General features: G+C 43.3%; 20 protein-coding genes and 2 pseudogenes. 9 read left to right on the top strand and 13 right to left on the bottom strand.

All coding sequences use genetic code 11. The annotated features are described in order from the left end of the window. Window positions 1–165: 165 nt before the first annotated feature. The 3 genes and pseudogenes from ACFORF_RS08965 to ACFORF_RS08955 all read right to left on the bottom strand — a co-directional run bounded on the left by ACFORF_RS08965 (window position 166) and on the right by ACFORF_RS08955 (window position 3,087). Window positions 166–978 carry a Cof-type HAD-IIB family hydrolase gene (locus ACFORF_RS08965; RefSeq protein ID WP_380427470.1) on the bottom strand — a complete coding sequence of 271 codons (813 nt, stop codon included), beginning with the start codon at window positions 976–978 and terminating at the stop codon, window positions 166–168. Then, a complete protein-coding gene (locus tag ACFORF_RS08960) occupies window positions 971–1,774 on the bottom strand; it encodes a Cof-type HAD-IIB family hydrolase (RefSeq protein ID WP_380427468.1) in 804 nt (267 codons plus the stop codon). The genes ACFORF_RS08965 and ACFORF_RS08960 overlap by 8 nt, the downstream gene beginning before the upstream one ends. A gap of 174 nt (window positions 1,775–1,948) precedes the next feature. Further along, window positions 1,949–3,087, bottom strand: a pseudogene (locus ACFORF_RS08955) (MFS transporter). Between the two features lie 21 nt (window positions 3,088–3,108). Between ACFORF_RS08955 and ACFORF_RS08950 the strand changes: the two are divergent. Continuing rightward, window positions 3,109–3,795, top strand: a pseudogene (locus ACFORF_RS08950) (Rgg family transcriptional regulator); the annotation flags it as partial. Between the two features lie 125 nt (window positions 3,796–3,920). After that, the gene (locus ACFORF_RS08945) at window positions 3,921–4,475 is read left to right on the top strand and encodes a DUF6287 domain-containing protein (RefSeq protein WP_380427466.1); all 555 of its coding nucleotides are present in this window, start codon (window positions 3,921–3,923) and stop codon (window positions 4,473–4,475) included. Window positions 4,476–4,623: 148 nt separating this feature from the next. Here the strand turns inward: ACFORF_RS08945 and ACFORF_RS08940 are convergent, their stop codons facing one another. The 4 genes from ACFORF_RS08940 to ACFORF_RS08925 all read right to left on the bottom strand — a co-directional run bounded on the left by ACFORF_RS08940 (window position 4,624) and on the right by ACFORF_RS08925 (window position 8,102). Next, a complete protein-coding gene (locus ACFORF_RS08940) occupies window positions 4,624–5,220 on the bottom strand; it encodes a PepSY domain-containing protein (RefSeq protein ID WP_380427464.1) in 597 nt (198 codons plus the stop codon). Between the two features lie 99 nt (window positions 5,221–5,319). Next, window positions 5,320–6,762 carry a sensor histidine kinase gene (locus ACFORF_RS08935; RefSeq protein WP_380427462.1) on the bottom strand — a complete coding sequence of 481 codons (1,443 nt, stop codon included), beginning with the start codon at window positions 6,760–6,762 and terminating at the stop codon, window positions 5,320–5,322. After that, window positions 6,731–7,423, bottom strand: coding sequence for a response regulator transcription factor (locus tag ACFORF_RS08930; RefSeq protein ID WP_380427460.1), 693 nt, complete (start codon window positions 7,421–7,423; stop codon window positions 6,731–6,733). Before ACFORF_RS08930 ends, ACFORF_RS08935 begins: the two co-directional genes overlap by 32 nt. Before the next feature lie 31 nt (window positions 7,424–7,454). Continuing rightward, on the bottom strand, window positions 7,455–8,102 hold the full coding sequence (locus ACFORF_RS08925; RefSeq protein WP_380427458.1) for a TVP38/TMEM64 family protein: 648 nt from the start codon (window positions 8,100–8,102) through the stop codon (window positions 7,455–7,457). A gap of 252 nt (window positions 8,103–8,354) precedes the next feature. Here ACFORF_RS08925 and ACFORF_RS08920 point away from each other — a divergent pair, with 252 nt between their 5' ends. Genes ACFORF_RS08920 through ACFORF_RS08905 form a run of 4 tightly spaced genes read left to right on the top strand, consistent with a single transcriptional unit; the run spans window position 8,355 to window position 11,351 of the window. Next, window positions 8,355–9,116: an amino acid ABC transporter ATP-binding protein gene (locus ACFORF_RS08920; protein WP_380427456.1), complete on the top strand. Its 762-nt coding sequence runs from the start codon at window positions 8,355–8,357 to the stop codon at window positions 9,114–9,116. Between the two features lie 12 nt (window positions 9,117–9,128). Further along, the gene (locus ACFORF_RS08915) at window positions 9,129–9,968 is read left to right on the top strand and encodes a transporter substrate-binding domain-containing protein (RefSeq protein ID WP_380427454.1); all 840 of its coding nucleotides are present in this window, start codon (window positions 9,129–9,131) and stop codon (window positions 9,966–9,968) included. A gap of 13 nt (window positions 9,969–9,981) precedes the next feature. Beyond that, window positions 9,982–10,680 (top strand): amino acid ABC transporter permease, encoded by a 699-nt coding sequence (locus tag ACFORF_RS08910; RefSeq protein ID WP_380427452.1) that lies wholly within the window; start codon window positions 9,982–9,984, stop codon window positions 10,678–10,680. An 11-nt stretch (window positions 10,681–10,691) separates the two neighbouring features. Beyond that, window positions 10,692–11,351: an amino acid ABC transporter permease gene (locus tag ACFORF_RS08905; protein ID WP_380427450.1), complete on the top strand. Its 660-nt coding sequence runs from the start codon at window positions 10,692–10,694 to the stop codon at window positions 11,349–11,351. A gap of 164 nt (window positions 11,352–11,515) precedes the next feature. Here ACFORF_RS08905 and lytR read toward each other — a convergent pair whose 3' ends face one another. The 6 genes from lytR to manA form a co-directional block, all read right to left on the bottom strand. After that, window positions 11,516–12,634 (bottom strand): glycopolymer--peptidoglycan transferase LytR, encoded by a 1,119-nt coding sequence (lytR, locus tag ACFORF_RS08900; protein WP_380427448.1) that lies wholly within the window; start codon window positions 12,632–12,634, stop codon window positions 11,516–11,518. Window positions 12,635–12,641: 7 nt separating this feature from the next. Next, the gene (locus ACFORF_RS08895) at window positions 12,642–13,163 is read right to left on the bottom strand and encodes a GNAT family N-acetyltransferase (RefSeq protein WP_380427446.1); all 522 of its coding nucleotides are present in this window, start codon (window positions 13,161–13,163) and stop codon (window positions 12,642–12,644) included. After that, a complete protein-coding gene (gene tsaE, locus ACFORF_RS08890) occupies window positions 13,156–13,599 on the bottom strand; it encodes a tRNA (adenosine(37)-N6)-threonylcarbamoyltransferase complex ATPase subunit type 1 TsaE (protein WP_380427444.1) in 444 nt (147 codons plus the stop codon). The genes ACFORF_RS08895 and tsaE overlap by 8 nt, the downstream gene beginning before the upstream one ends. An 84-nt stretch (window positions 13,600–13,683) precedes the next feature. Continuing rightward, window positions 13,684–15,141 (bottom strand): NCS2 family permease, encoded by a 1,458-nt coding sequence (locus ACFORF_RS08885; protein ID WP_380427442.1) that lies wholly within the window; start codon window positions 15,139–15,141, stop codon window positions 13,684–13,686. Between the two features lie 734 nt (window positions 15,142–15,875). Next, complete coding sequence (locus ACFORF_RS08880) at window positions 15,876–16,469, bottom strand: DUF1361 domain-containing protein (protein ID WP_380427440.1); 594 nt, start codon at window positions 16,467–16,469, stop codon at window positions 15,876–15,878. Between the two features lie 144 nt (window positions 16,470–16,613). After that, window positions 16,614–17,558: a mannose-6-phosphate isomerase, class I gene (gene manA, locus ACFORF_RS08875; protein WP_380427438.1), complete on the bottom strand. Its 945-nt coding sequence runs from the start codon at window positions 17,556–17,558 to the stop codon at window positions 16,614–16,616. Window positions 17,559–17,693: 135 nt separating this feature from the next. Between manA and ACFORF_RS08870 the strand changes: the two genes are divergently transcribed. The 3 genes from ACFORF_RS08870 (at window position 17,694) to ACFORF_RS08860 (ending at window position 20,782) form a co-directional block, all read left to right on the top strand. Next, window positions 17,694–18,512 (top strand): Cof-type HAD-IIB family hydrolase, encoded by an 819-nt coding sequence (locus tag ACFORF_RS08870; protein WP_380427436.1) that lies wholly within the window; start codon window positions 17,694–17,696, stop codon window positions 18,510–18,512. Between the two features lie 316 nt (window positions 18,513–18,828). After that, entirely contained in the window at window positions 18,829–19,821 is a 993-nt protein-coding gene (locus ACFORF_RS08865; RefSeq protein WP_380427434.1) for a PTS sugar transporter subunit IIB, read from the top strand. Between the two features lie 148 nt (window positions 19,822–19,969). Beyond that, window positions 19,970–20,782, top strand: a complete 813-nt coding sequence (locus ACFORF_RS08860; protein ID WP_380427432.1) for a mannose/fructose/sorbose family PTS transporter subunit IIC — start codon at window positions 19,970–19,972, stop codon at window positions 20,780–20,782. The last annotated feature ends 5 nt before the right edge of the window (window positions 20,783–20,787 follow it).

Raw genomic sequence — 20,787 nt, 5'->3', positions numbered from 1 at the left:
ACAAGAGACGGGTCTTCAACATCAAAAGTCTCACTGACAGAAGCTTCATCAGTAGGAGCGTCCTCTGCAACAACTTCACCAACCACTTCTTCCAAAACGTCTTCGACTGATTGGTCTTCTTTTTTTCCAAATAATCGATCAAATAATCCCATAATCGTTCCTATCTTACTTTATATATGTTCGTACTGCCTCAGCGACACCAGAATGGTCGTTATCGGCGGTCGTTACAGCCTTTGCGACTGCCTTAACCTCTGGTGTGGCATTGGCCATGGCAACGCCCCAACCTGCCCAAGTGAGCATGGAGAGATCATTTTCTTCGTCGCCCATGGCCATGACCTGACTGGCATCCAGTCCCAGGTGCTGGCAAAGGCGGTCCAATCCAGCTGCCTTGTGGACACCCTTGGGCATGATTTCAAAGATGATTTCCCGTGACTTAAAGGCCTCGAAGTCCCCCCGTAGCTGACTTGGAAGCTCTGCTATGGCAGCATCCAAATAAGCAGCCTCTGTCACACTGACGACCTTATTATAACGAATATCACGCGGTAAATCCAGATAAGAGTCCAACTCGATAAAGGTCAGCATAGGATTAGCCTGGTGGTAAAGGGATTTTACACCCCCATTCGAGACGGAATAAACTGTGTCATCAGCCAGAAAATCAGCTGGCAGGTTCACAGCCTTGAGCGCTTCAAAAATCACATCCAATTCTTCATCCTTGAGACCCTGCTGGGATAAAATCTCACCCGTATTACGCTGAACCAGGCCCCCGTTAAAGGTAATACTATAATCATCCTCTGACACCAAGTCCAAGTCCTCCAGGAGATTTCCAATCGCTGCCAAGGGACGCCCTGTTGTGATGACAACCTTAATGCCACGTTCACGTGCGTAGGCTAGGGCCGCCCTGTTCTCAGCCGTCACTTGCTTGTCATGAGTAAAGAGCGTTCCATCCAGGTCCAAGGCTAAAATCTTAATATCAGTCATTCTTCAAAGCCTCCTCCAAATAACTCAGCACCGCACCATCATCGTGGTGACCGATAACCCTATCTGCCACTGCCTTTAATTCAGGCCGAGCATTTTCCATGGCAATAGCAGAGCCCGCAAACTCTAACATTTCTAAGTCATTGAGATTATCGCCAAAAGCCGTCACATTAGCTGCAGTAAGACCGAGCTCCTGGCAGAGATGGGCTAGCCCCTCACCCTTGTTGACATCAGAGAGAATAATATCGATGGCTTCAAAACCAGTCGTTACTCCTGTTACAAAGGGCAGGCGCTCATTGAGCCAGGCTGAACCAAGGGCAACCTCTTCAGGTTTGAAAACCGTCGTTACCTTGATGATAACATCATCAATCTCAGCTAGGTCATCGTAAAGCCTAATCCCTTCATGGTAGTGTTTCATATGCTCAACATAAGCTGGATCCGCTGAGCGTGGAACATAGGCCCCTTTTTCTCCAGAGAGAAGCAACTGAGGCCCAGTAGAATAGGGGCTAGCCAAGACATGTTGGACGACCGCCTCAGCCTGTTCTCTGGTCATGGCTCGCTCGTAGAGAATCTTTCCTTGATAGGTCACAACACTTCCATTCTCCGCCACAAGAGCAATCTGGTCTAGAAATCCAGCGAACAACTTTTCCAAGGCCAAAATCCCACGACCACTAGCCACGGTAAACAAAACATCCTGCTCACGACATTTTTCAAGAACAGCCACAAAGCGCTCACGGTCAAATTGCCCCGAAGCATCTAAAAAAGTCCCATCCATGTCTGTTGCTATCAATTTAATCATAAAAGAAATCCTTATCCTTCTCGGAAGCCCAAAGCTCCACCCAAAACTTTTCTATTTATTATACCATAGAAAGACCGAAAAAAGCGGGTCTGTTCTGACTCGCCTAGGGTTTAAAAAGAGCAATCTGATTTTCTCTCTCCTATTTCTAGTAAATTTTTTGTTACTACATACTTATTATGCCATCTGATACTTTTTAAAAAGAGCACCAAAGATGATGGATAGCAAGGTAACAAAGCCTCCAATCAGTAAAAGATTAAAGGTATTATGAGGGTCTAACAGAACTGAAAAAACACCTGTACCAATCGGCATAAACAAAATAGCCACTGTAAAGATAATCCCAAAAACCCTGCCCAAAAATTCACTATCCACATCTCTTTGGACAATAGAGAAAAATTGGATATTAAAAATAGACAAAAACAAGCTAAATAGCGCTGGTGAAACAGCAGATACAGCGGCGGTGCTGCCATCAGCATGATTCCTGAAAGAGTCAAAAAGAGCATCAAGCGTCTACTGGACAAAGATTTATTGACAAAACTACTCAACAGTGCACCGAAAAAGCCACCAATCGCTTCCGCTGTTAGAAACATGCCATAAACTCCAGATGAAATTGAATCAAACATTTGATTGCCATAAGGTAGCAATAAATTATAAGCTGCTAGAAAAAAATTAACCAGAGCAGAAAGCACAATAATGAGGAAAATGGTCTTGTGACGAAATACATACTCAAAGCCTAACTTTAAATCACGAAAGACTCCTCTAAGTGTTAGTTTCTCCTTTGTGACCACTTCCTCATGTACAGGTGTAATAAAGGCAATCACAGATGCTGCGATCAGAAAGGACAAGCCATCTAACAAGAGCACCCCATGTATCCCTAGAAAATTGTACAAGAAAAGGGCAATCATCGGAATCGTTACCTTAACGATGGTACTAGTTGTTTCCAAATAGGAATTTAGTTGCGCAATATGGTCTTTTTGAACAATTTCTTTTGTAAAAGCCTTGTAGGACGGGCCAGAAAAAGCACTCAGAAAAGCCAATAAAACATTGGTAAGGATAATCGCATAAACCAACCACTTCTCTTGGGTGATAAAGGAAAGGCTAATACATGCAAGTCCGCATAAAATATTAGTACCGATGATAATTTTCTTCCGTTTAAAACTGTCTGCAATCACGCCACCAAATAAATTAAAGAGAACACCGATGATGCTTTCTAGGGATTGATAGACTGCAACCAAAGAGAGAGAAGTTGGATTCAGGCCAGCCAAAAAGGTATTATTTGCAAAATCAAAAACGATATCGCCAACCTTTGATACCATTTTACTAGATGTAAGAGCTACTATATTTCTTTGGATGAATTTTTAATTCTCCATGATAAGGACCATACCAAAACACAATCATTTATCAACTTGGTCCAGTACATTCGCAAACAATACGCAACTCAAAACATGGAAAACATCGCTTATTTACTGACCGATACCTCAGATTATGCAATCAATGATTATGAAATAACCATGATTGCATCGATTCTTCACACAATGGATTCAAGCATCATTCCGTCAGCAGAAGAATTACTCCAACTTACGAATTACCTCTTCACAGTTGAAAAACGGGGTTATTATGAAATCATCTTGCTAGCCAACTCGGCTAGAACCATTAACTACCAGTCCTTGTTCCTACTCACTAAAGAAATGCTCAACAACTATATCTACTCTACCCTCAATAAAACCAATAAACGAATGGTCACTCAACTGGCGATTAATTGCTTTATTGTGAGCATCGAGCAGGAAGAATTTTCTAATTGCAACTATTTAATTAAAGAAATAACAGTTCTATTAGAGAATGAATTACATTTTTACGAGCAAACCGTCTTTCTCTATGCAACTGGATATTTTGAATGGAAACAGAGCGCCAGCAATGGCATAGATAAAATGAAAAAAGCGATACAGATTTTGGATATTTGGAGAGAGGACAACTTAAAAGCACACTACATAGACCATTTTCAGAAATTGGGAATCGCCGAATAACTGACTCGTTAACTCACTGTAAAACAGCACGCTTTTGGCAGTCAAGTCATATTTTTCCCTAATTTTTAGTTAAAAACCCACCCATCACCTAAAATGGGATATAATTGAGGAAAGGAGATTAACAGATGAAACATCCGATTAAAACAAGGGTTACCGCCAATCTATTCCTTCTCTCTAGCTTAATTCTTTTACAGGCTTGTCATTCAGAGCAAGCAACACAAACTGTTTCAAATCAAACCACATCAGCAGCAGTTTCAACAACTACTAGCCTAACTGAATCGACTAGCCCAGAAACAACTGTTTCCGATGCTACGACTCAAACCGGACTTGACTTCAAAGCGATTGAAAGCGGAGACTATGCCAGCCTTGTTGGGACCTGGCAAAATGATTTGGGAGACACTTACACCTTTGATGAAAACGGACTGGTCTCGACTGAATACAGCCTCACCGGAGCCTTTCTCAGAGATGATGGTTTTCTGGAAATGATGATCACATCTGCTGACCAGACGGAACAAATCGGCTTGGTCTTTGCCAAGACTGGACAGACCTTCTCAAGTGACTTCTTCGCAGATGGTAGTGAGGATAATTCTGACGCCAACAGAGATCGTTTTGCCATTACCTCAACACAATTCGACAGCAACCAAGGATTCGATAGCCGAGTCCTATATAAGGTTCAATAGACCTTATACTCACTCAAAATCTCAATAGATAAGGCAGGTTGATGCTGACATAAGAGAGTTAGACAAGGAAACTTAACGACGTATAGTTTTGATTTTGGAAGAGTATCACACACAAAATCAGCCCCCAAAAAATGAGGAGGCTGATTTTTTAATCATTGAGGGGTTCTTGACTTTGCTCAAGAATTTCCCCACTGTTGGCATCTATTGTGTAGTCGTAATCCAGCTGCTTCGTCAGGTCGTCAAAGCTAACCTCATAAACTGCTCGACCATTTTCCTGATCCAATTCAATTTTTAGATTGCTGGCTGCTGACTCCGCTAGACCTGCCGCTTCCAAAGCCTTGGTCTTAGCTTGGTCATTGCTGAGACTAGTGGTTTGAGTCGTATTCGATTCTGAAGCAATCTTGGTTGTTTGACCTAAACTCTCTTGATCCTTGCTCAAAATACTGCCGTCCTTGGCAGAGATGGTATAGTCGTACTCAGTATCTTCAGTACGAATGGTAACATCGTAGACGTCCTGACCGTCTTCAAAATCTTGATGATTTGAAATGTAGGTCGCAGAGGTCAGACCAGCATCCTTCAAGGCAATTTCTTGTGCCTCTTCACCACTGATACCCGCTTGACTTTGAGTCGTTGAGACAATTGATTTCACCCCTTGAGATTGGGTAGTTGTCGATCCACAGGCCACCAAACAGAGACCTGACACTGTCAGAGCTAAACTACTTAAAATGATTTTTTTCATATTCATGAGAATTCCTCCTCTTATCTTGATAGGTCTAGTATAGCTCAATCTTATCTAAAATTCTCGGTCAAAGTGAGGGAAAACTGTGGCAAAAGTGTGGCAAGCTCAGCTATGGGACAAGGGAAGAAAAATCTTAAAACAGGTCAAGGGTGACGTGTCCACCTCTATGGAACCACCATGGCGTCCAATAATATCCTTTGTGATGGCTAAGCCAATTCCGAACTGACCATCTGTGCCCTGGTAAAAACGCTCAAAAATATGTGGCAAATCAGAAGGGGCAATCTCAGGGCCATCATTGGCTATCGAGATCAGAAGACCAGATGCCTCCCTTTTTAAGGTGACCCAAATGCCCGTTCTGGCGTAACGTATGGCATTGGACAAAATATTAGAGAGGGCCCGCTCCAGAAGGACTTCATCTGCTTGGATATCCATCGCTGTGGCAGGAAAATCATGATGAAAGACAAGGCCTTTCTCTTTGGCTAGGGCATCAAAAGACCAGGTCAAATCGTAGAGACTATCCTTTAGTGAAAACTCGGTTAGAGACAAAGGACGTGGACTAGACTCCAACTTGGAAAGCAGCAAGATATCATCCACCAGATTCTTCATTTTGGAAGCCTCTTCCTGGATAATTATGGCACCTGACTGCTGGTCTACCACACCATCAGCAATGCCCTCTGCATACCCTTGAATGGACATGAGAGGGGTCCGCAACTCATGAGAAGCATTTTGAAAGAAAATTTGTTGGCTCCGTTGATTGGCTACAAGCTCCTCAGCCATTAAATCAACACTGGTCTTAACTTCCTTAAATTCTTGATAGGGCAGGATTAGGTCAACTGTCGAAAGTTTTTTTCGACTTCCAACAAGACTGATGTAGTCTCTTAAGTTCCGAAAAGCAAGATCCATCTTTCTCGCCGTCCAATAAATGGCAAAGGCTGTTAGCACAAAGGCCAAAAGCATCAAAATCAAGAGAACCCGATTAACAGTCCCTAGGAGCTCTTGAAAGGTCGATACCTCAACCAAGGCATAGACCTGGAAATTCTGAGAAGATTGGCTACTTTTAAGGACGTAGGCTCCCTGTAAAACACCGCTATAGGTTTTTTGTGCCACAAAATAGGACTCCTCATCCACTCTCAAAAGACTGACCAAGTTCATCCCGAGTTCTAGCTCATTGTCCTCATCAGCCTCTGCTGAACCATGCTGAGAAATGGCTTGGAGAAGCTCCTGACCTTCTTCTTGAAAATCCTCCTCATCTTCTCCTGACAAATAAAGCAAGGTCCCCTTTTCATCAACAATCATGTAGGAGGAATCAATAGTATGCCCGACCAAGTCTCCCTCTGACTCTCCCTGCTCATATAAGGTATCTAGGAGATTGAAACGGGCTTCGACAGCAGATTCGATTTCCTTGTTCATAAATCGATTGACGGATAAGAAGAAAATGAGGTAGAGCGCTAAAAAGGACGCTAATAAGATAAGAAAAGGCTGGACAAAAAGGGCATACCTCAGCCGCCCTCCTTGCTTATGCTTGCTTCTGACAAAGTTTAAACCCATAACCCCATACCGTTTCTATAGAGACTTGACTCTCAATCTGCCTTAATTTTTTACGTAATCGCTTGATGGTGTCGTCCGTCGCTCGGGTTTCGACATTACTTTCATAGCCCCAAATCTCTCTTAATAACCTTTCACGTGAGACAGCTTGCCCTGCTTCTGCCATCAAAACTCGTAAAACATCGTATTCTGTATTGGTCAAGGGCAGCTGATTTCCTCGTGAGACTAGCACACGATCATTGGGTTTCAAGGCGAGATCAGCAAATTCCATTTTTTTAGCACTCTCATCCTGGTGCTCATATTCGAGGCGTTGCAAAATCGCCTTGATCCGGAGAACCAATTTCAAGGGAGAAAAGGGCTTGGTGAAGTAGTCATCAATCCCAGCCTTAAACCCATCCAAATAATCCTGATCAGAATCCCGCGCCGTAAGCAAAATAAGAGGCACCTGGGACCGTTTGCGGATTTCTTGAGCAATAGCAAAGCCGTCACTCCCGGGCATCATGACATCTAGAACCACCACATCTGCTGGATTTTCCATAAAAGCTAGCAGCAACTGGTCCCCAGTTTCAAAAGTAGAAACTTCGTAGCCCTCTCGAACTAAAAATGATTCTAAGAGCTGACGAATGTTAGCTTCGTCATCTGCCAAATATATGCGTGCAGACATCTCATCCCTCCCATCCGAAGAAGCTCTGCTATTATCCAAATAAATGCAACAACCAAGACGCCCCGTAGTAACCCATCAAAGTATAAATGTAGAGCGTGATTGGCTTGGTCAAAAGAAAAATAAAACTAAACTTACGGAGGCTCATGGTACTAGCACCCGCCACCATACAGAGAAAGTCGTCTGGGAAACCAGGTAAGGCAAAGGCTGCCCCTAACAAGTAGGCAAAACCTGGCTTGTTGATAAAGTAGATATAGCGATCATAGGTCCGTTCGGAAACAAAGGCCCTCATAAAGGTCTCGCCATAGCGCCTTGCCAAGTAAAAGGCAAGAACAGAACCTATAAAGATACTCGTCACATTATAGATGAAGCCCAAGAGGGGGCCAAAAAGCACATGTCCGATGACCGTTGTCATGCCACCAGGAATAATAGGATAAATGACTTGGATGACTTGGAGCACCATAAAAACAAGGGGCGCCCAAATCCCAAAGGCTTTTAAACGACTTTGCAATTCTCCACCGACGGTAAATAGGTTTGGATGTTGCTGAAAATAATAGATAATAGCTAGAGAGGACAATAGTCCTAGAATAGTCAAAAAACGAATGACCCATTTCTGTGTTAGTTGCAAGCTATCTCCTCCAGCATCTCCATGTTTTATCCTATTATAAGATAAAACAACCATTTTTTCATCTCTCACATGACAAATGCATGATTTTTACATTTCAAATATATTTATATTCATTTTCAAAATTATTTAAAATTTCAAAAAATACTAAATCCCATTTAAAAAACGTTTTAAATCCGATTTTGTGTTATATGATGTAACACAAAATAATCTATTTAAGTTTAATAGCCTTGAAAAAATTATTTTTTTATGTTAAGATTCATTTAAGTTACTTTTTGTGACACAAATAAATCATAAAGGAGAACTTTTATGGCCCTAGTCGAATTCACAGACGTTAATAAATATTACGGAGATTTCCACGCTCTAAAAAACATAAATCTCTCATTTGAAAATGGTCAGGTTGTTGTACTCTTAGGACCCTCAGGTTCTGGTAAGTCAACCCTCATCCGTACCATCAACGGCTTAGAAAAGGTGGACCACGGAACCTTAGTCGTTCACGGACACACTGTAAACGGTGCGCGTTCTAAAGACTTGGTTGACCTTCGCAAGGAAGTCGGTATGGTCTTCCAACACTTCAACCTTTATCCTCATAAAACTGTTGAAGAGAATGTAACCTTGGCCCCGATTAAGGTCCTTGGTTGGGACAAGGCAAAAGCTCAGGCTGCTGCTCAAAAATACCTTGAATTTGTTAACATGTGGGACCGTAAAGATTCTTATCCAGCTATGCTATCTGGCGGCCAAAAGCAACGGGTTGCCATCGCTCGTGGTCTCGCTATGAATCCTGAGCTCCTTCTCTTTGACGAGCCAACATCTGCCCTCGACCCTGAAACCATTGGTGATGTTTTGGCGGTTATGCAAAAACTAGCTCGCGATGGGATGAACATGATTGTCGTTACTCACGAAATGGGCTTCGCCCGTGAGGTTGCGGATCGCATTATCTTTATGGCTGATGGGGAAGTTCTTGTAGACACGACCGATGTTGACGGTTTCTTTGACAATCCGACAGACCCACGTGCTAAGCAATTCCTTAGCAAAATCATCAACCACGAGTCTGACAAGGTCAAACTCTAAAAGGAGGCTCCTATGACGAACACAAAAAAGAGACTCATTTTAGCCACTCTCTGTTTGGGATTAGTTCTCTGTTTGAGCCTAGTCTTTAAACAGCCATCTGCACAAGCTGAAGATTCTACTAAACTCACCAATTCAGATCAGGTTCAAGCCATTATTAAGCGCGGCGTACTCCGTGTCGGAGTGAAACAGGACGTCCCTAACTTTGGCTACCTCAACCCAGATTCTGGTGAATTTGAAGGGATGGAAGTCCAGATTGCCCGTAAGATTGCTAAAGAACTCGGCGTTAAAATCGAATTTACACCGGTAACCGCAGCAACTCGTGGCCCCCTCCTGGACAACGAGCAAGTCGATATGGTCATTGCGACCTTCACCATTACCGAAGAGCGCCGTCTCCTCTATAATTTCTCAACACCTTACTACACTGACGCGGTTGGTTTCTTAGTCAACAAGGATAGCGGCATCAAAAACTTCGCAGACCTTGACGGGAAGACTATCGGTGTTTCCCAAGGCTCCATCACTCAGCTTCAAATTAAAGAACTGGCTAAAGAATACGGTATCTCTGTATCCTTTGCCGAACTGGGTTCATATCCTGAATTATCGGTTTCTCTAAGAGCTCATCGGACAGATGCCTTCTCTGTTGACCAGTCTATCCTCTCCGGTTATCGGTCTTCCAAGAACGAGTTGATGGACTTCACCTTCTCAGCTTCAGAGTACGGAATTGCCACAAAACTTTCCAACACCGAACTCAACGACTACCTCAATACTCTCCTTGAAAAATGGCAGAACGACGGTAGCTTACAAGAAATCTATGACGACAATGGCCTGGTTCCTGTAACGGAAACAGATGCCTAGAAAGGAGACTGCTATGCTATTTTTAACAACAAGCCCCTATGCTTGGGAAAACTGGGTATCTTACTTCAAGGATTTTCCAACTTTCCTTGGCGGTTTCCTCTTTACCATTGCCATTTCAATCGGAGCTTTAATTTTAGCTCTGTTACTAGGCATTTTCTTTGGCAGTCTGTCAACTTCCAGAAACAAGGTCCTCAAATTTTTGGCCCGCGTCTATGTCGAGTTCTACCAAAACACTCCCTTGCTGGTACAATTCATGATTATCTACTACGGCTTCCCACTCATCTCTGATTACGTACTGATGCCGTCAATCTATTGGACTGCCGTAATCTGTGTTGGACTCTATCACGGCGCCTATATCGCTGAAGTTATTCGCTCTGGTATCCAATCGGTACCAAAGGGACAAACAGAAGCCGCCCTCTCTCAAGGTTTTACCCGTAGCGAGACCATGCGGATGATTATCTTGCCGCAGGCCATCCCTGCTATCCTACCACCTCTGACCAACCAAGTGGTGAACCTAATCAAAAACACAGCGACTGTAGCTATCATTTCAGGAGCAGATATCATGTTCTTGACCAAGTCTTGGTCAGCCCTCAACGGTAATTATATCCCAGCCTTTGCTGGTGCTGCCCTTCTCTACTTTATCATGTGCTTCCCAGTTGCCAGCCTTGGCCGCCGGATTGAAGAAGCCAACAAAACACGCTTTTCTATTTAGGAGGTTGACTCATGTCTGCAATTTTAGAACTTATGAAACCCTCAACCTTCCAATTGCTCTGGAAAGGTTTGATGCTGACTCTTTATATTTCGGCAATTTCAGTTGTCCTATCCGTCATCTTCGGTGCTATTCTCGCGATTTTACGAAACGGTAAAAACAAACCACTCAAGTGGTTGGCGACAATTTACATTGAATTTGTCCGCAACGTTCCCAACCTTCTCTGGATTTTCACCGTCTTTTTGGTCTTCCAGATGAAATCAACACCTGCTGGGATAACAGCCTTTACTATCTTTACGACAGCCGCAATGGCAGAAATTATCCGTGGTGGATTAAACGCTGTCAGCCATGGACAAACAGAGGCTGGTTTGGCTCAAGGATTCACCACCTTCCAAATCATGACCCACATCGTCCTCCCACAAGCTCTCCGTAAAATGCTTCCAGCCATCATTTCGCAAATCGTAACGGTGATCAAGGACACTAGCTTCCTCTACTCCGTTATTGCCCTCCAGGAACTCTTCGGTTCAAGTCAAATCTTGATGGGACGTCACTTTGAAGCTGAACAGGTCTTTACCCTTTACATCATGGTCACTTTGATTTATTTCATGATCAACTTCGCGATTTCACAGTGTTCTCATCTCCTTGCTAAAACTTGGGCAAGCAGCGTTGAATAAATCTAAATATTTATTCCTATTCAAAAACCGGACAGATACAGTCTAGTTTTTTTCAACTCTAATTTCTGTAGAGAGTAAGTCCACCGAAGAAATTAGAGAAGCCATTGTACTCTAAATAGAAAAACTCCTAAAATCCACTGTAAGGAATTTAGGAGTTATCACTTTTATTCTTGATTATAGGTTTCCGCATCTGATACTTGAGTCGTTTCAGTGGTTGAAATATCGCTTTCAGTAGCAGCTTCTTCATCCGATACATAGGTGTCATCTCCATAGAAGGTACCAAATAAATCTTCATAGAGGATGGCCGTTGTTTTAAGTGTCGTTGAAGTTGCTTGCCCCAACTGCGACTTGATACGGTTCTGGGTTTCAAGAAGATGATCTGAAGTTAAAATCTGATAACTACCGCCATCGAACTCCGCATCCTGTCCATGCAATTGATAATTAGAAACATTCTCCAAAGCATCTTTATATCCAAGTAGACTAGGAATGGTGGTTGAATTGATTTTGATATCCGTCTGAACATTATCAGAAACTGCTGATATGACTTTTTGATAGGAACTTAGACTATCATATGCCAGTAATTTTTCCATAATTTTTTGAATGACAATCCGTTGACGGCGCTGACGACCATAATCTCCTTCAGGATCATCGTAACGCATCCGTGCATAGACAAGGGCTTGATCGCCATTGATTTTATGAGTTCCCGGTTGAACTTGTGCCGTGTATTCTGGCTCTTGCTCATAAATCTTGATAGGAAAATCAAAGTCATTGGTAACGGTAATACCACCTACAGCATCAACTAGGTCGACCAAACCTTGCATATTAATCTGGACGTAATAGTCTAAATCAATATCCAACAAGTCCTCAACTGTCATGATTGCCATCTCTGCTCCACCTGAAGCATAGGCAGCGTTTAACTTAGCCTGGACACCGTTCATACTGTTATCCTCTGGACCAGTCAGGCTAATCAAGATATCCCTCTCCAAACTAGTAACAGTTGTTTCCTTCGTTTTGGGATTAACAGTCACGACCATCATAGAATCAGAATTTCCTACCCACTGGTCTGTACGCTCAGCCGAACCCGTATCTACACCCATGAGCAAAATAGAAATAGGCTCTGTCTGTTCAATAGCTGTTATTGTATCATTACCATAGGATTTGAAGGTTCCCTTTAGGGAATCTACAGTAAAATTATAGGCTGTAGAAAAATAAATCCCAACGGCTACAACTGTTGTCAGTACAATCATGGCAAGCATGACTAAAATTTTTCTCGTCAGTTTCATCGTCTGCTTAGTCTATCAGTTTAGCCATCAGGTAAACGTCAAGGTATTCTCCATTCTTTGTTTTTGCACCACGTCGCTTGGTGCCCTCTATCTCAAAACCAAATTTTTCGTAAATGTGAACTGCTCTGCTATTGCGCACCTGAACCGTCAATTCTAGGCGCTTGATGACACCAGAGTGCTGGGCCCAGTCTATGGCTTCTTCCATCAAAATCTGACCGATTCCGTGTCCCCAATAGTCTTTACGGACTGCGATAAAGACGTCACCGATATGGTTAATCCGTTCATGCCAGTCTGCCTTGATATTAACGATACCAATAGCCTCATCGTTGACTAGAGCTAGTAGACAAAGCGTATTAGGTGTCTCCAAGCCCTTATCAAGGACAGTAGTCATCTGCTCAAGAGCTCCTTGAAAACCAGTCTCGTCCATTATTAGATATTCGGACTCAGTTCCCACTTGATTAAATAGGGCAATCACTGTCGCTGCATCTTGTCCCGTCGCTTCGCGGAAGCTTATTTCTTGTCTAGGCATGTTCAATAGTCTCCAAAAGTCTCTGTGAGCGCGGTCCCTTGGCAACCAGGGTCACCTGACGACCGTCACCGTAGGGTTCAATCTGGATCTCCAAATAATCAGCTGGCAAATTATCCGCCAGGAGTTCTCCCCATTCAATCACAGTCACACCATCCCCGAACAAAAATTCGTCCAAGTCAATGGAATCTGGGTCATCCCCAATCCGATAAACATCCAGATGATACAACGGCAAGCGCCCCTCATACTCACGGACAATGGTATAGGTTGGACTTTTGATCATCTGCTCAATTCCTAGTCCCTTTGCAATCCCCTTGGTCAGAGTGGTTTTCCCTGCTCCCAAGTTGCCCGTAAGAACTAGCACATCATTCGCTTGCAAAAGATTTCCTATCCGCTGACCCAAAGCCATCAGCTCTTGTTCATTCTGACTATAAAACATAGTAACATTATATCAGAAATTCCAGGTATTTCCCTAAAAATGAAACAAAAAAACTCTGAAATCATTTTCAGAGTTTTTAGGTGCTTACAGAATCGCTAAGATGATGAAGTTGAGGACAAACATAGCTGTCGCAGCCCAAAGGATTGGGTGGATGTCTTTAGTTTGACCTTTTACGATTTTCACCAAGCAGTAGAAGATGAAGGCTGCTGCAATACCGTAAGAGATAGAGTAGCAAAGGGCCATGAAGAAGGCTGCAAAGAAGGCTGGAAGCGCATCTTCGAATTGGCTCCAATCCACATCAAGGAAAGAAGAAACCATCATCACACCGACGATAATCAAGGCTGGTGCAGTCGCTGCCGCTGGAACAATTCCAACAATTGGCAAGAGAAGGGTTGACAAGAGGAAGGCTACCGCTGTTGAGACAGCTGTCAAACCAGTCCGTCCGCCCTCTGCAATCCCTGCTGCAGACTCAACATAAGTTGTTGTATTTGAGGTACCAAAGAGGGCACCGATAGACGTACCAATCGCATCCGCAAAGAGAGCACGGTCCATTTTTGAAGAGAAACCTGAAGAGTTTTCAAGGGCTGCTTCATCTTCAGCTGAGAAGATACCTGTCTTACGACCTGTACCGATAAAAGTACCAAGGGTATCAAAGGTATCAGACAATGAGAAGGCAAAGATAGTCATCAAGACCAATGGCAACTTGCTGGTGTCGCTAAAGAGAGACGCCATCCCATCAAAGGCGGCAAGAAAGGTTGTACCCAGTTCGCCAAAGGCTGAACCAAGGCTGTTGTTGAGGCTGATAGCAGACAAGTCCACAACGCCCATTGGAATCCCAAGAAGAGTGGTTACAACGATACCGATCAAGATACCACCACGGACATTTTTAATCACAAGCACAGCTGTCAACAAGAGTCCGATAACGGCCAAGAGAACAGATGGGTCTGTGAAGGTAGAAATCGCTGGGACAACACCACCGTTACCAAAGACAGAAGTTACCCCATTTTCAAAGGTTTTAGCAGTCGCTTCCGCTGGTGCCACACCATTTACAGTGATGATGTTGCTCGCAGAAGTTGAGAAGGTAATGATGTCTGCATTTTTAAAACCAAGATAGGCTACAAAGACACCAATCCCACCACCAATGGCATGTTGAAGGCTAACCGGAATGGCCTTGATAATGCTCTTACGCACCTTGGTAACCGTGATAAAGACATTGAACAAACCACAGATAAAAACCATAGCCAAAGCTTCTTGCCAAGAAAAACCAAGTCCAAAGACGACTGTATAGGTAAAGAAGGCATTGAGTCCCATACCTGGAGCTAAGGCATAAGGTACATTGGCAAAAAGTCCCATAATCAGCGTCGAAATGACAGCCGAGATAATAGTCGCCAGAAAAACAGCCTGAGTCGGCATCCCTGCCGCACCCAAGATAGAAGGGTTGACAAAGAGGATATAACTCATGGCAAAGAAGGTTGTCAGACCGGCCATGATTTCTGTGGACACGGATGTCCCGTGTTCTTTAAGTTTAAAAAACTTATCCATTAAAAATTTCTCCTTTATAAGTGAAAAACATGGTTTATTTTTGATTTTTCACGAACAATAATAAATTATACAAAAATATCGTTCACTTTTCAAGTATTTTAGTTTAATTCTTAGGTTTGTATCAAAATGAATCCTGATATTATTTACCAAGGATTATTACGTCATGACACCCGAATTATCCAGTTTATTTTCACGAATTTTTCTTGTGATTTCGCTTTTCTTAATAAGCTTGCTCACCCTTGGTATTTTTATCCTATTGTTTTGTGATCTATGTAAGGGATTAACTTCATCCATAGATTTTGTCAGGTAAACGAATTTTCACTTTTTCACCTTACTTTATTTTAATTGAGTGTCGTGTGTCTGATTCAAAAACTACTCAGCCCAAATTCACTCAATCTCCTCCAACTGAATATCCTGAATATTCCCCTTCCGCCTCCATATGAAAAGAGCTCGAATGTGTATGTCTTCCTGCTACTGCACAAAGTTTGACTGCTTTAATCGATGGTTTTAACCAATGGCAGAGCAAATACCTGAGAAATAAAAAAGGTTGGATTTTTGTCCAACCTATTAAACAATCATACGCAATGGTTGATTGGCAGCTTTATCTGCTTTTCAAGTTCCAGAGATGATCGAATCAACTGTTCAAAAAATAAGGGCAGGATCTTTGGCAGGACCTGCTCCTCATTATAACAAGGGATGAATTAGATAAAAATCAGTGAGATGTTTTGTTCCCTCTAACTATAATCCTTATCCGTAAAGACCAGAGTCATCACCTGAAAACAGGTAAAACCGATGATAAAATACAGGGCTCCGCTATTGGCCACCGCCATAATCTCCCGAACCACCATCATAGGGTCGGTAAAAACATCCCAGGAATTAAGGCGAGCATAGCGACCGATGTGAATGGCAAAGCTGGACACCAAGGATAGACCTGCTATAGCTATATAACGTAGCCAAGGATTATCCACCCTGAACTTCTCCACCACCAACTGCCAAGAATAGACACCACAAAGCACACCAAATAAAATACTGGACATGAAGATAAAGAAGTTAATCAGGGCCTGTTGGTCAGTTAGAATCTCCTTGGCCCAGGTAAAATAGACCGCATCCGTCAGCATGTAAAAGGTATTGGGATAAAAGAGCAACCACAAGATTGCCAGCACAGCCACCAAGAAACGATTGCGCAAACGGTACATAACATAGGCAAAATCAAGGGCTGCCAAAGCCAAAAACATATTCCAAACTAAGTTTGGACCATAGGGATTTTTATAGTAAAAGGCAGCCGAAATCACTGCAAAAAAGACATGAACTGAAATAATTTTTTTCAAGAGAACTCCTTTGTCCAAGAGAGGATATTCACTCAAAACCAAACGAGACAGAGTGACACTGACATAAGACAGTTGGCCAGGGAAACCTAACAATGTATGGTTTTTATTTTGGAGAGCACAACCAGCCAAAGCAGTCAGCCCGCCCTAGCTCGTGTGACTGGCAATCAGGGTCATTTGACCTTCCAAGCGCCAATCCGTAACGGTATGTGGCAAGATAAAATGCTCGCCTTTTTGAAGAGGATAGGACCTTCCTGCCACTTCAAGCTGACCAGTACCATCAATGACGCTGATCAGCAAATAAGGTGCTGTTCTTGTCATTTCAAGAGGCCCAGCCACCTCCCACTTGTAAACCGTGAAATAATCATTGGTCACTAGAAGAGTTGAAGTCAAGGCATCCACTTGCAAGGTTTGGGGCTTGCTATTGGCGACAGGGCCATAGGTTACCACATCAAGGGATTGCTGGATATGCAAGTCACGCGCCTGCCCCTGGTCATCAACCCGATCAAAGTCATAAATCCGATAGGTCGTATCACTAGACTGCTGGGTTTCCAACAAGATAATACCCGGACCGATTGCATGAACGGTTCCACTTGGGACGTAGAAAAAGTCACCCTTTTTAACAGAAACACGCTCCAGGAACCCATCCCAATCCCCAACAGCAATCTTTTCCGACAATTCTTCGCGATTGGCAGCAGATTGGCCGTAGATAATCTCAGCCCCTTCAGCAGCATCAAGGATATACCAACATTCTGTCTTCCCCAATTCTCCCTCGTGGGCCATAGCATAGCGGTCATCAGGATGGACCTGGACACTGAGCCAGTCGCTAGAATCGATAATTTTGGTCAAGAGTGGAAAAACTGGCTCCGCTGGATATCCAAAAAGTTCAGGCGCTTGGCTATAAACCTCAGCCAAGGTTTTACCCGCATAAGGACCATTCTTTAAAATAGATGGACCGTTGGGATGAGCTGAAATCGCCCAAAATTCACCTGTCTGATCACTTGGAATAGCATAGCCAAAATAATCAGCCATCTGACGGCCACCCCAGATTTTCTCCTGAAAGACAGACTCTAAAAAAATCGGTTCCTGCATCCTAAAATCCTCCTTGAATTTTCCATTACAAAACTTGTTTACTATTATAGCATGTAATCTTAAAAACGTACTAACTTTTCAAGTAAGCTCATATTGAGAATTGTGATTTTACTCTAACTTTGCTATAATGCTTGCATGACTAAGAATAAGAAAATGATTGCCATTGACTTGGACGGGACCCTGCTCAGAAGCGACTCGACCTTGTCAGCTTATACGATCGATACCCTGAAAAAAATTAGTAGCCAAGGCCACCAAATCATCATCTCTACAGGCCGTCCCTTCCGTATGGCTCTGCCATTTTACAAGGAACTGGGCCTGACAGGTCCCATGATTACCTTTAATGGCGCCCTTACCCATATCCCTGGGCAAAAGTGGAACTTTGAACACAGCGTGAGGATTGATAGGGATATTCTCCTGGATGTGCTCAAGGTCCAAGATGACTTCGAGATGGACTTCGTAGCCAGCGAGTACAAGGATAAGGTGTTTCTGAGCTATCAGGATCGCTCCACCATCAATCCGGCTCTTTTTGGTCTCGAGGCCATTACAGATGCTATGACCTTGGAGATTTCTAAGATTACCAGCGATCCAAATGCCCTTCTGATGCAAACTCGGAATAGGGATAAGTATCAAATCGCTGACACTCTCAAATCCTATCTGAACAATCAGGTTGAGGTGGACTCTTGGGGAGGACCACTTAATATCCTTGAAATGGCACCAAAAGGGGTACACAAGGCCTATGCTCTAGATTATCTCCTAAGAACCCTCAACCGTGACCCCCAAGATTTGATTGCCTTTGGGGACGAGCACAATGATACGGAAATGCTGGCCTACGCAGGCACTGGCTATGCCATGAAAAATGCTAATCCACTCCTGCTTCCCTTCGCCAAGGAACAAACTAACTGGACCAACGATGAAGACGGTGTCGCTCGGACCTTGGAAGCCTTATTTCTTTAATTAAAATCCACCTGCACCATGAAATAATTTCTGAAATTTACAGAAATTATTTCATGTTTTTCTTTTGATTTTATTCATCTAAATTGTAGAAAATTGAATTTACGATACATTTAATATAAAAATAAATATTATATTATATTGTTTATAGAGATTACGGGAGTGAAAACCTTAAATTTCTAATATTCTTTTTCGTATATTTACAAATAGTATTTTTTTGAAAACGGTTGACATTTTCATATAAGAGGGTTACAATGTTACCCGTAAATAGTTTCGGAAACGAAATGTTTATGAAAAGAATTTTTAAGGAGGAACAATAATGAGTATTGGAATCATTATTGCAAGTCATGGTGAATTTGCTGCTGGCATTCATCAGTCTGGTTCAATGATTTTTGGCGAACAAGAAAAAGTTGCTGTTGTTACTTTTATGCCAAGCGAAGGTCCAGATGATTTATATGCTAAGTTCAATGACGCCATTGGCACATTTGATGCAAATGATGAGATCTTGGTTTTGGCTGACCTGTGGTCTGGTTCACCATTTAACCAGGCTAGTCGTGTCGCTACTGAAAATCCAGATCGTAAATTTGCCATCATCACTGGTCTCAACTTGCCGATGTTGATTCAAGCCTACACAGAGCGTATGATGGATGCGAATGCAGGCGTTGAGCAAGTTGCTGCCAACATCATCAAAGAGTCTAAGGACGGTATCAAGGCTCTTCCAGAGGAGTTAAATCCTGTCGACGAAACGACTGCCGCTCCTGCTGAAGCTACAGCACCACAGGGTGCAATTCCTGAAGGAACTGTTATCGGTGATGGTAAATTGAAAATCAATTTGGCCCGTATCGATACCCGCCTCTTGCATGGTCAGGTTGCGACAAACTGGACACCTGCATCTAAGGCAGACCGTATCATCGTAGCCTCTGATAAGGTTGCTGCTGATGACTTACGTAAGGGCTTGATTAAGCAAGCTGCACCTAACGGTGTTAAGGCAAACGTTGTTCCAATCCGTAAATTGATTGAAGCAGCTAAGGACCCTCGTTTCGGAAATACGCACGCGCTTATCCTCTTTGAAACTCCACAGGAAGCTCTCGAAGCAATCCAAGGAGGCGTGCCGATTGAAGAACTCAACGTCGGTTCAATGGCCCACTCAACAGGTAAAACCATGGTCAATAATGTTCTTTCTATGGACAAAGACGACGTGGCTACCTTTGAAAAATTGCGTGATCTCGGTGTGAAATTTGATGTCCGCAAGGTGCCAAATGACAGCAAAAAAGACCTCTTCGAGCTTATCAACAAGGCCAACGTTCAATAATTTGGTCACTTGAGACTCACTTAACCCATGCCAAAGCAAACTCACCCAAAAGGATGAAATTGCTTAACCTAGCATGGCTAGAGGTCCCAAAAATCTAACTATTTGATCAGAGGCCCTGCCTCTACACAATTTGGAAAGGAAATCTACAATGTCAGATATTTCATTTATTTCTGCAATTTTGGTGGTTTTCGTTGCCTTCTTAGCTGGTCTTGAAGGTATCTTGGACGAATTCCAATTCCACCAACCATTGGTTGCCTGTACCCTTATAGGTGCGGTGACAGGTAACTTAGCTGCCGGCGTTATGCTCGGTGGTTCCCTACAAATGATTGCCCTTGGTTGGGCAAACATCGGTGCAGCGGTTGCTCCGGATGCTGCCCTTGCTTCTGTTGCTGCTGCCATTATCATGGTTAAAGGTGGTGACTTCTCGGGCACTGGTATCACAGTTGCAACAACAACTGCTATCCCTCTTGCCGTTGCTGGTCTCTTCTTGACCATGATCGTTCGTACTATCTCAGTTGGTCTCGTTCACGGTGCTGACAATGCAGCTAAAGATGCGAACTTTGCAGCCGTTGAACGTTATCACTTGATCGCCCTTGTCCTTCAAGGTCTTCGTATCGCTGTTCCCGCAGCCCTTCTCCTTGCTATCCCTGCTGAAGCAGTTCAATCTGTTCTTGCTGCAATGCCAGCTTGGTTGTCAGGTGGTATGGCCGTTGGTGGTGGTATGGTTGTTGCCGTTGGTTATGCCATGGTTATCAACATGATGGCTACTCGTGAAGTATGGCCATTCTTCGCTCTCGGTTTTGCCTTTGCTGCCCTTAGCGACCTTACCCTCATCGCCCTCGGTGTTATCGGTGTAGCTATCGCCCTTATCTACCTCAACTTGTCTAAGCAAGGTGGTTCAGGAAACGGTGGTTCTACTGGTTCAAATGACCCAATCGGCGACATTCTCGAAGACTACTAAGAAGG

The organism is Streptococcus caprae (genome assembly GCF_042649745.1).
GTDB classification, from domain to species: domain Bacteria; phylum Bacillota; class Bacilli; order Lactobacillales; family Streptococcaceae; genus Streptococcus; species Streptococcus caprae.
The sequence above is the reverse complement of the archived record's forward strand: the minus strand, read 5'-3'. Positions and strand labels throughout refer to the sequence as shown.

What these genes read in the sequence shown, in the direction of transcription:
- ACFORF_RS08945 (WP_380427466.1), top strand. Translation starts at nt 3,921, where the DNA reads ATGAAACATCCGATTAAAACAAGGGTTACCGCCAATCTATTCCTTCTC.
- ACFORF_RS08935 (WP_380427462.1), bottom strand. Translation starts at nt 6,762, where the DNA reads ATGGGTTTAAACTTTGTCAGAAGCAAGCATAAGCAAGGAGGGCGGCTG.
- ACFORF_RS08965 (WP_380427470.1), bottom strand. Translation starts at nt 978, where the DNA reads ATGACTGATATTAAGATTTTAGCCTTGGACCTGGATGGAACGCTCTTT.
- lytR (WP_380427448.1), bottom strand. Translation starts at nt 12,634, where the DNA reads ATGAAACTGACGAGAAAAATTTTAGTCATGCTTGCCATGATTGTACTG.
- tsaE (WP_380427444.1), bottom strand. Translation starts at nt 13,599, where the DNA reads ATGTTTTATAGTCAGAATGAACAAGAGCTGATGGCTTTGGGTCAGCGG.
- ACFORF_RS08925 (WP_380427458.1), bottom strand. Translation starts at nt 8,102, where the DNA reads ATGGTTGTTTTATCTTATAATAGGATAAAACATGGAGATGCTGGAGGA.
- ACFORF_RS08915 (WP_380427454.1), top strand. Translation starts at nt 9,129, where the DNA reads ATGACGAACACAAAAAAGAGACTCATTTTAGCCACTCTCTGTTTGGGA.
- ACFORF_RS08870 (WP_380427436.1), top strand. Translation starts at nt 17,694, where the DNA reads ATGACTAAGAATAAGAAAATGATTGCCATTGACTTGGACGGGACCCTG.
- ACFORF_RS08930 (WP_380427460.1), bottom strand. Translation starts at nt 7,423, where the DNA reads ATGTCTGCACGCATATATTTGGCAGATGACGAAGCTAACATTCGTCAG.
- ACFORF_RS08910 (WP_380427452.1), top strand. Translation starts at nt 9,982, where the DNA reads ATGCTATTTTTAACAACAAGCCCCTATGCTTGGGAAAACTGGGTATCT.
- ACFORF_RS08865 (WP_380427434.1), top strand. Translation starts at nt 18,829, where the DNA reads ATGAGTATTGGAATCATTATTGCAAGTCATGGTGAATTTGCTGCTGGC.
- ACFORF_RS08905 (WP_380427450.1), top strand. Translation starts at nt 10,692, where the DNA reads ATGTCTGCAATTTTAGAACTTATGAAACCCTCAACCTTCCAATTGCTC.
- ACFORF_RS08940 (WP_380427464.1), bottom strand. Translation starts at nt 5,220, where the DNA reads ATGAATATGAAAAAAATCATTTTAAGTAGTTTAGCTCTGACAGTGTCA.
- ACFORF_RS08860 (WP_380427432.1), top strand. Translation starts at nt 19,970, where the DNA reads ATGTCAGATATTTCATTTATTTCTGCAATTTTGGTGGTTTTCGTTGCC.
- ACFORF_RS08885 (WP_380427442.1), bottom strand. Translation starts at nt 15,141, where the DNA reads ATGGATAAGTTTTTTAAACTTAAAGAACACGGGACATCCGTGTCCACA.
- ACFORF_RS08895 (WP_380427446.1), bottom strand. Translation starts at nt 13,163, where the DNA reads ATGCCTAGACAAGAAATAAGCTTCCGCGAAGCGACGGGACAAGATGCA.
- ACFORF_RS08960 (WP_380427468.1), bottom strand. Translation starts at nt 1,774, where the DNA reads ATGATTAAATTGATAGCAACAGACATGGATGGGACTTTTTTAGATGCT.
- ACFORF_RS08920 (WP_380427456.1), top strand. Translation starts at nt 8,355, where the DNA reads ATGGCCCTAGTCGAATTCACAGACGTTAATAAATATTACGGAGATTTC.
- manA (WP_380427438.1), bottom strand. Translation starts at nt 17,558, where the DNA reads ATGCAGGAACCGATTTTTTTAGAGTCTGTCTTTCAGGAGAAAATCTGG.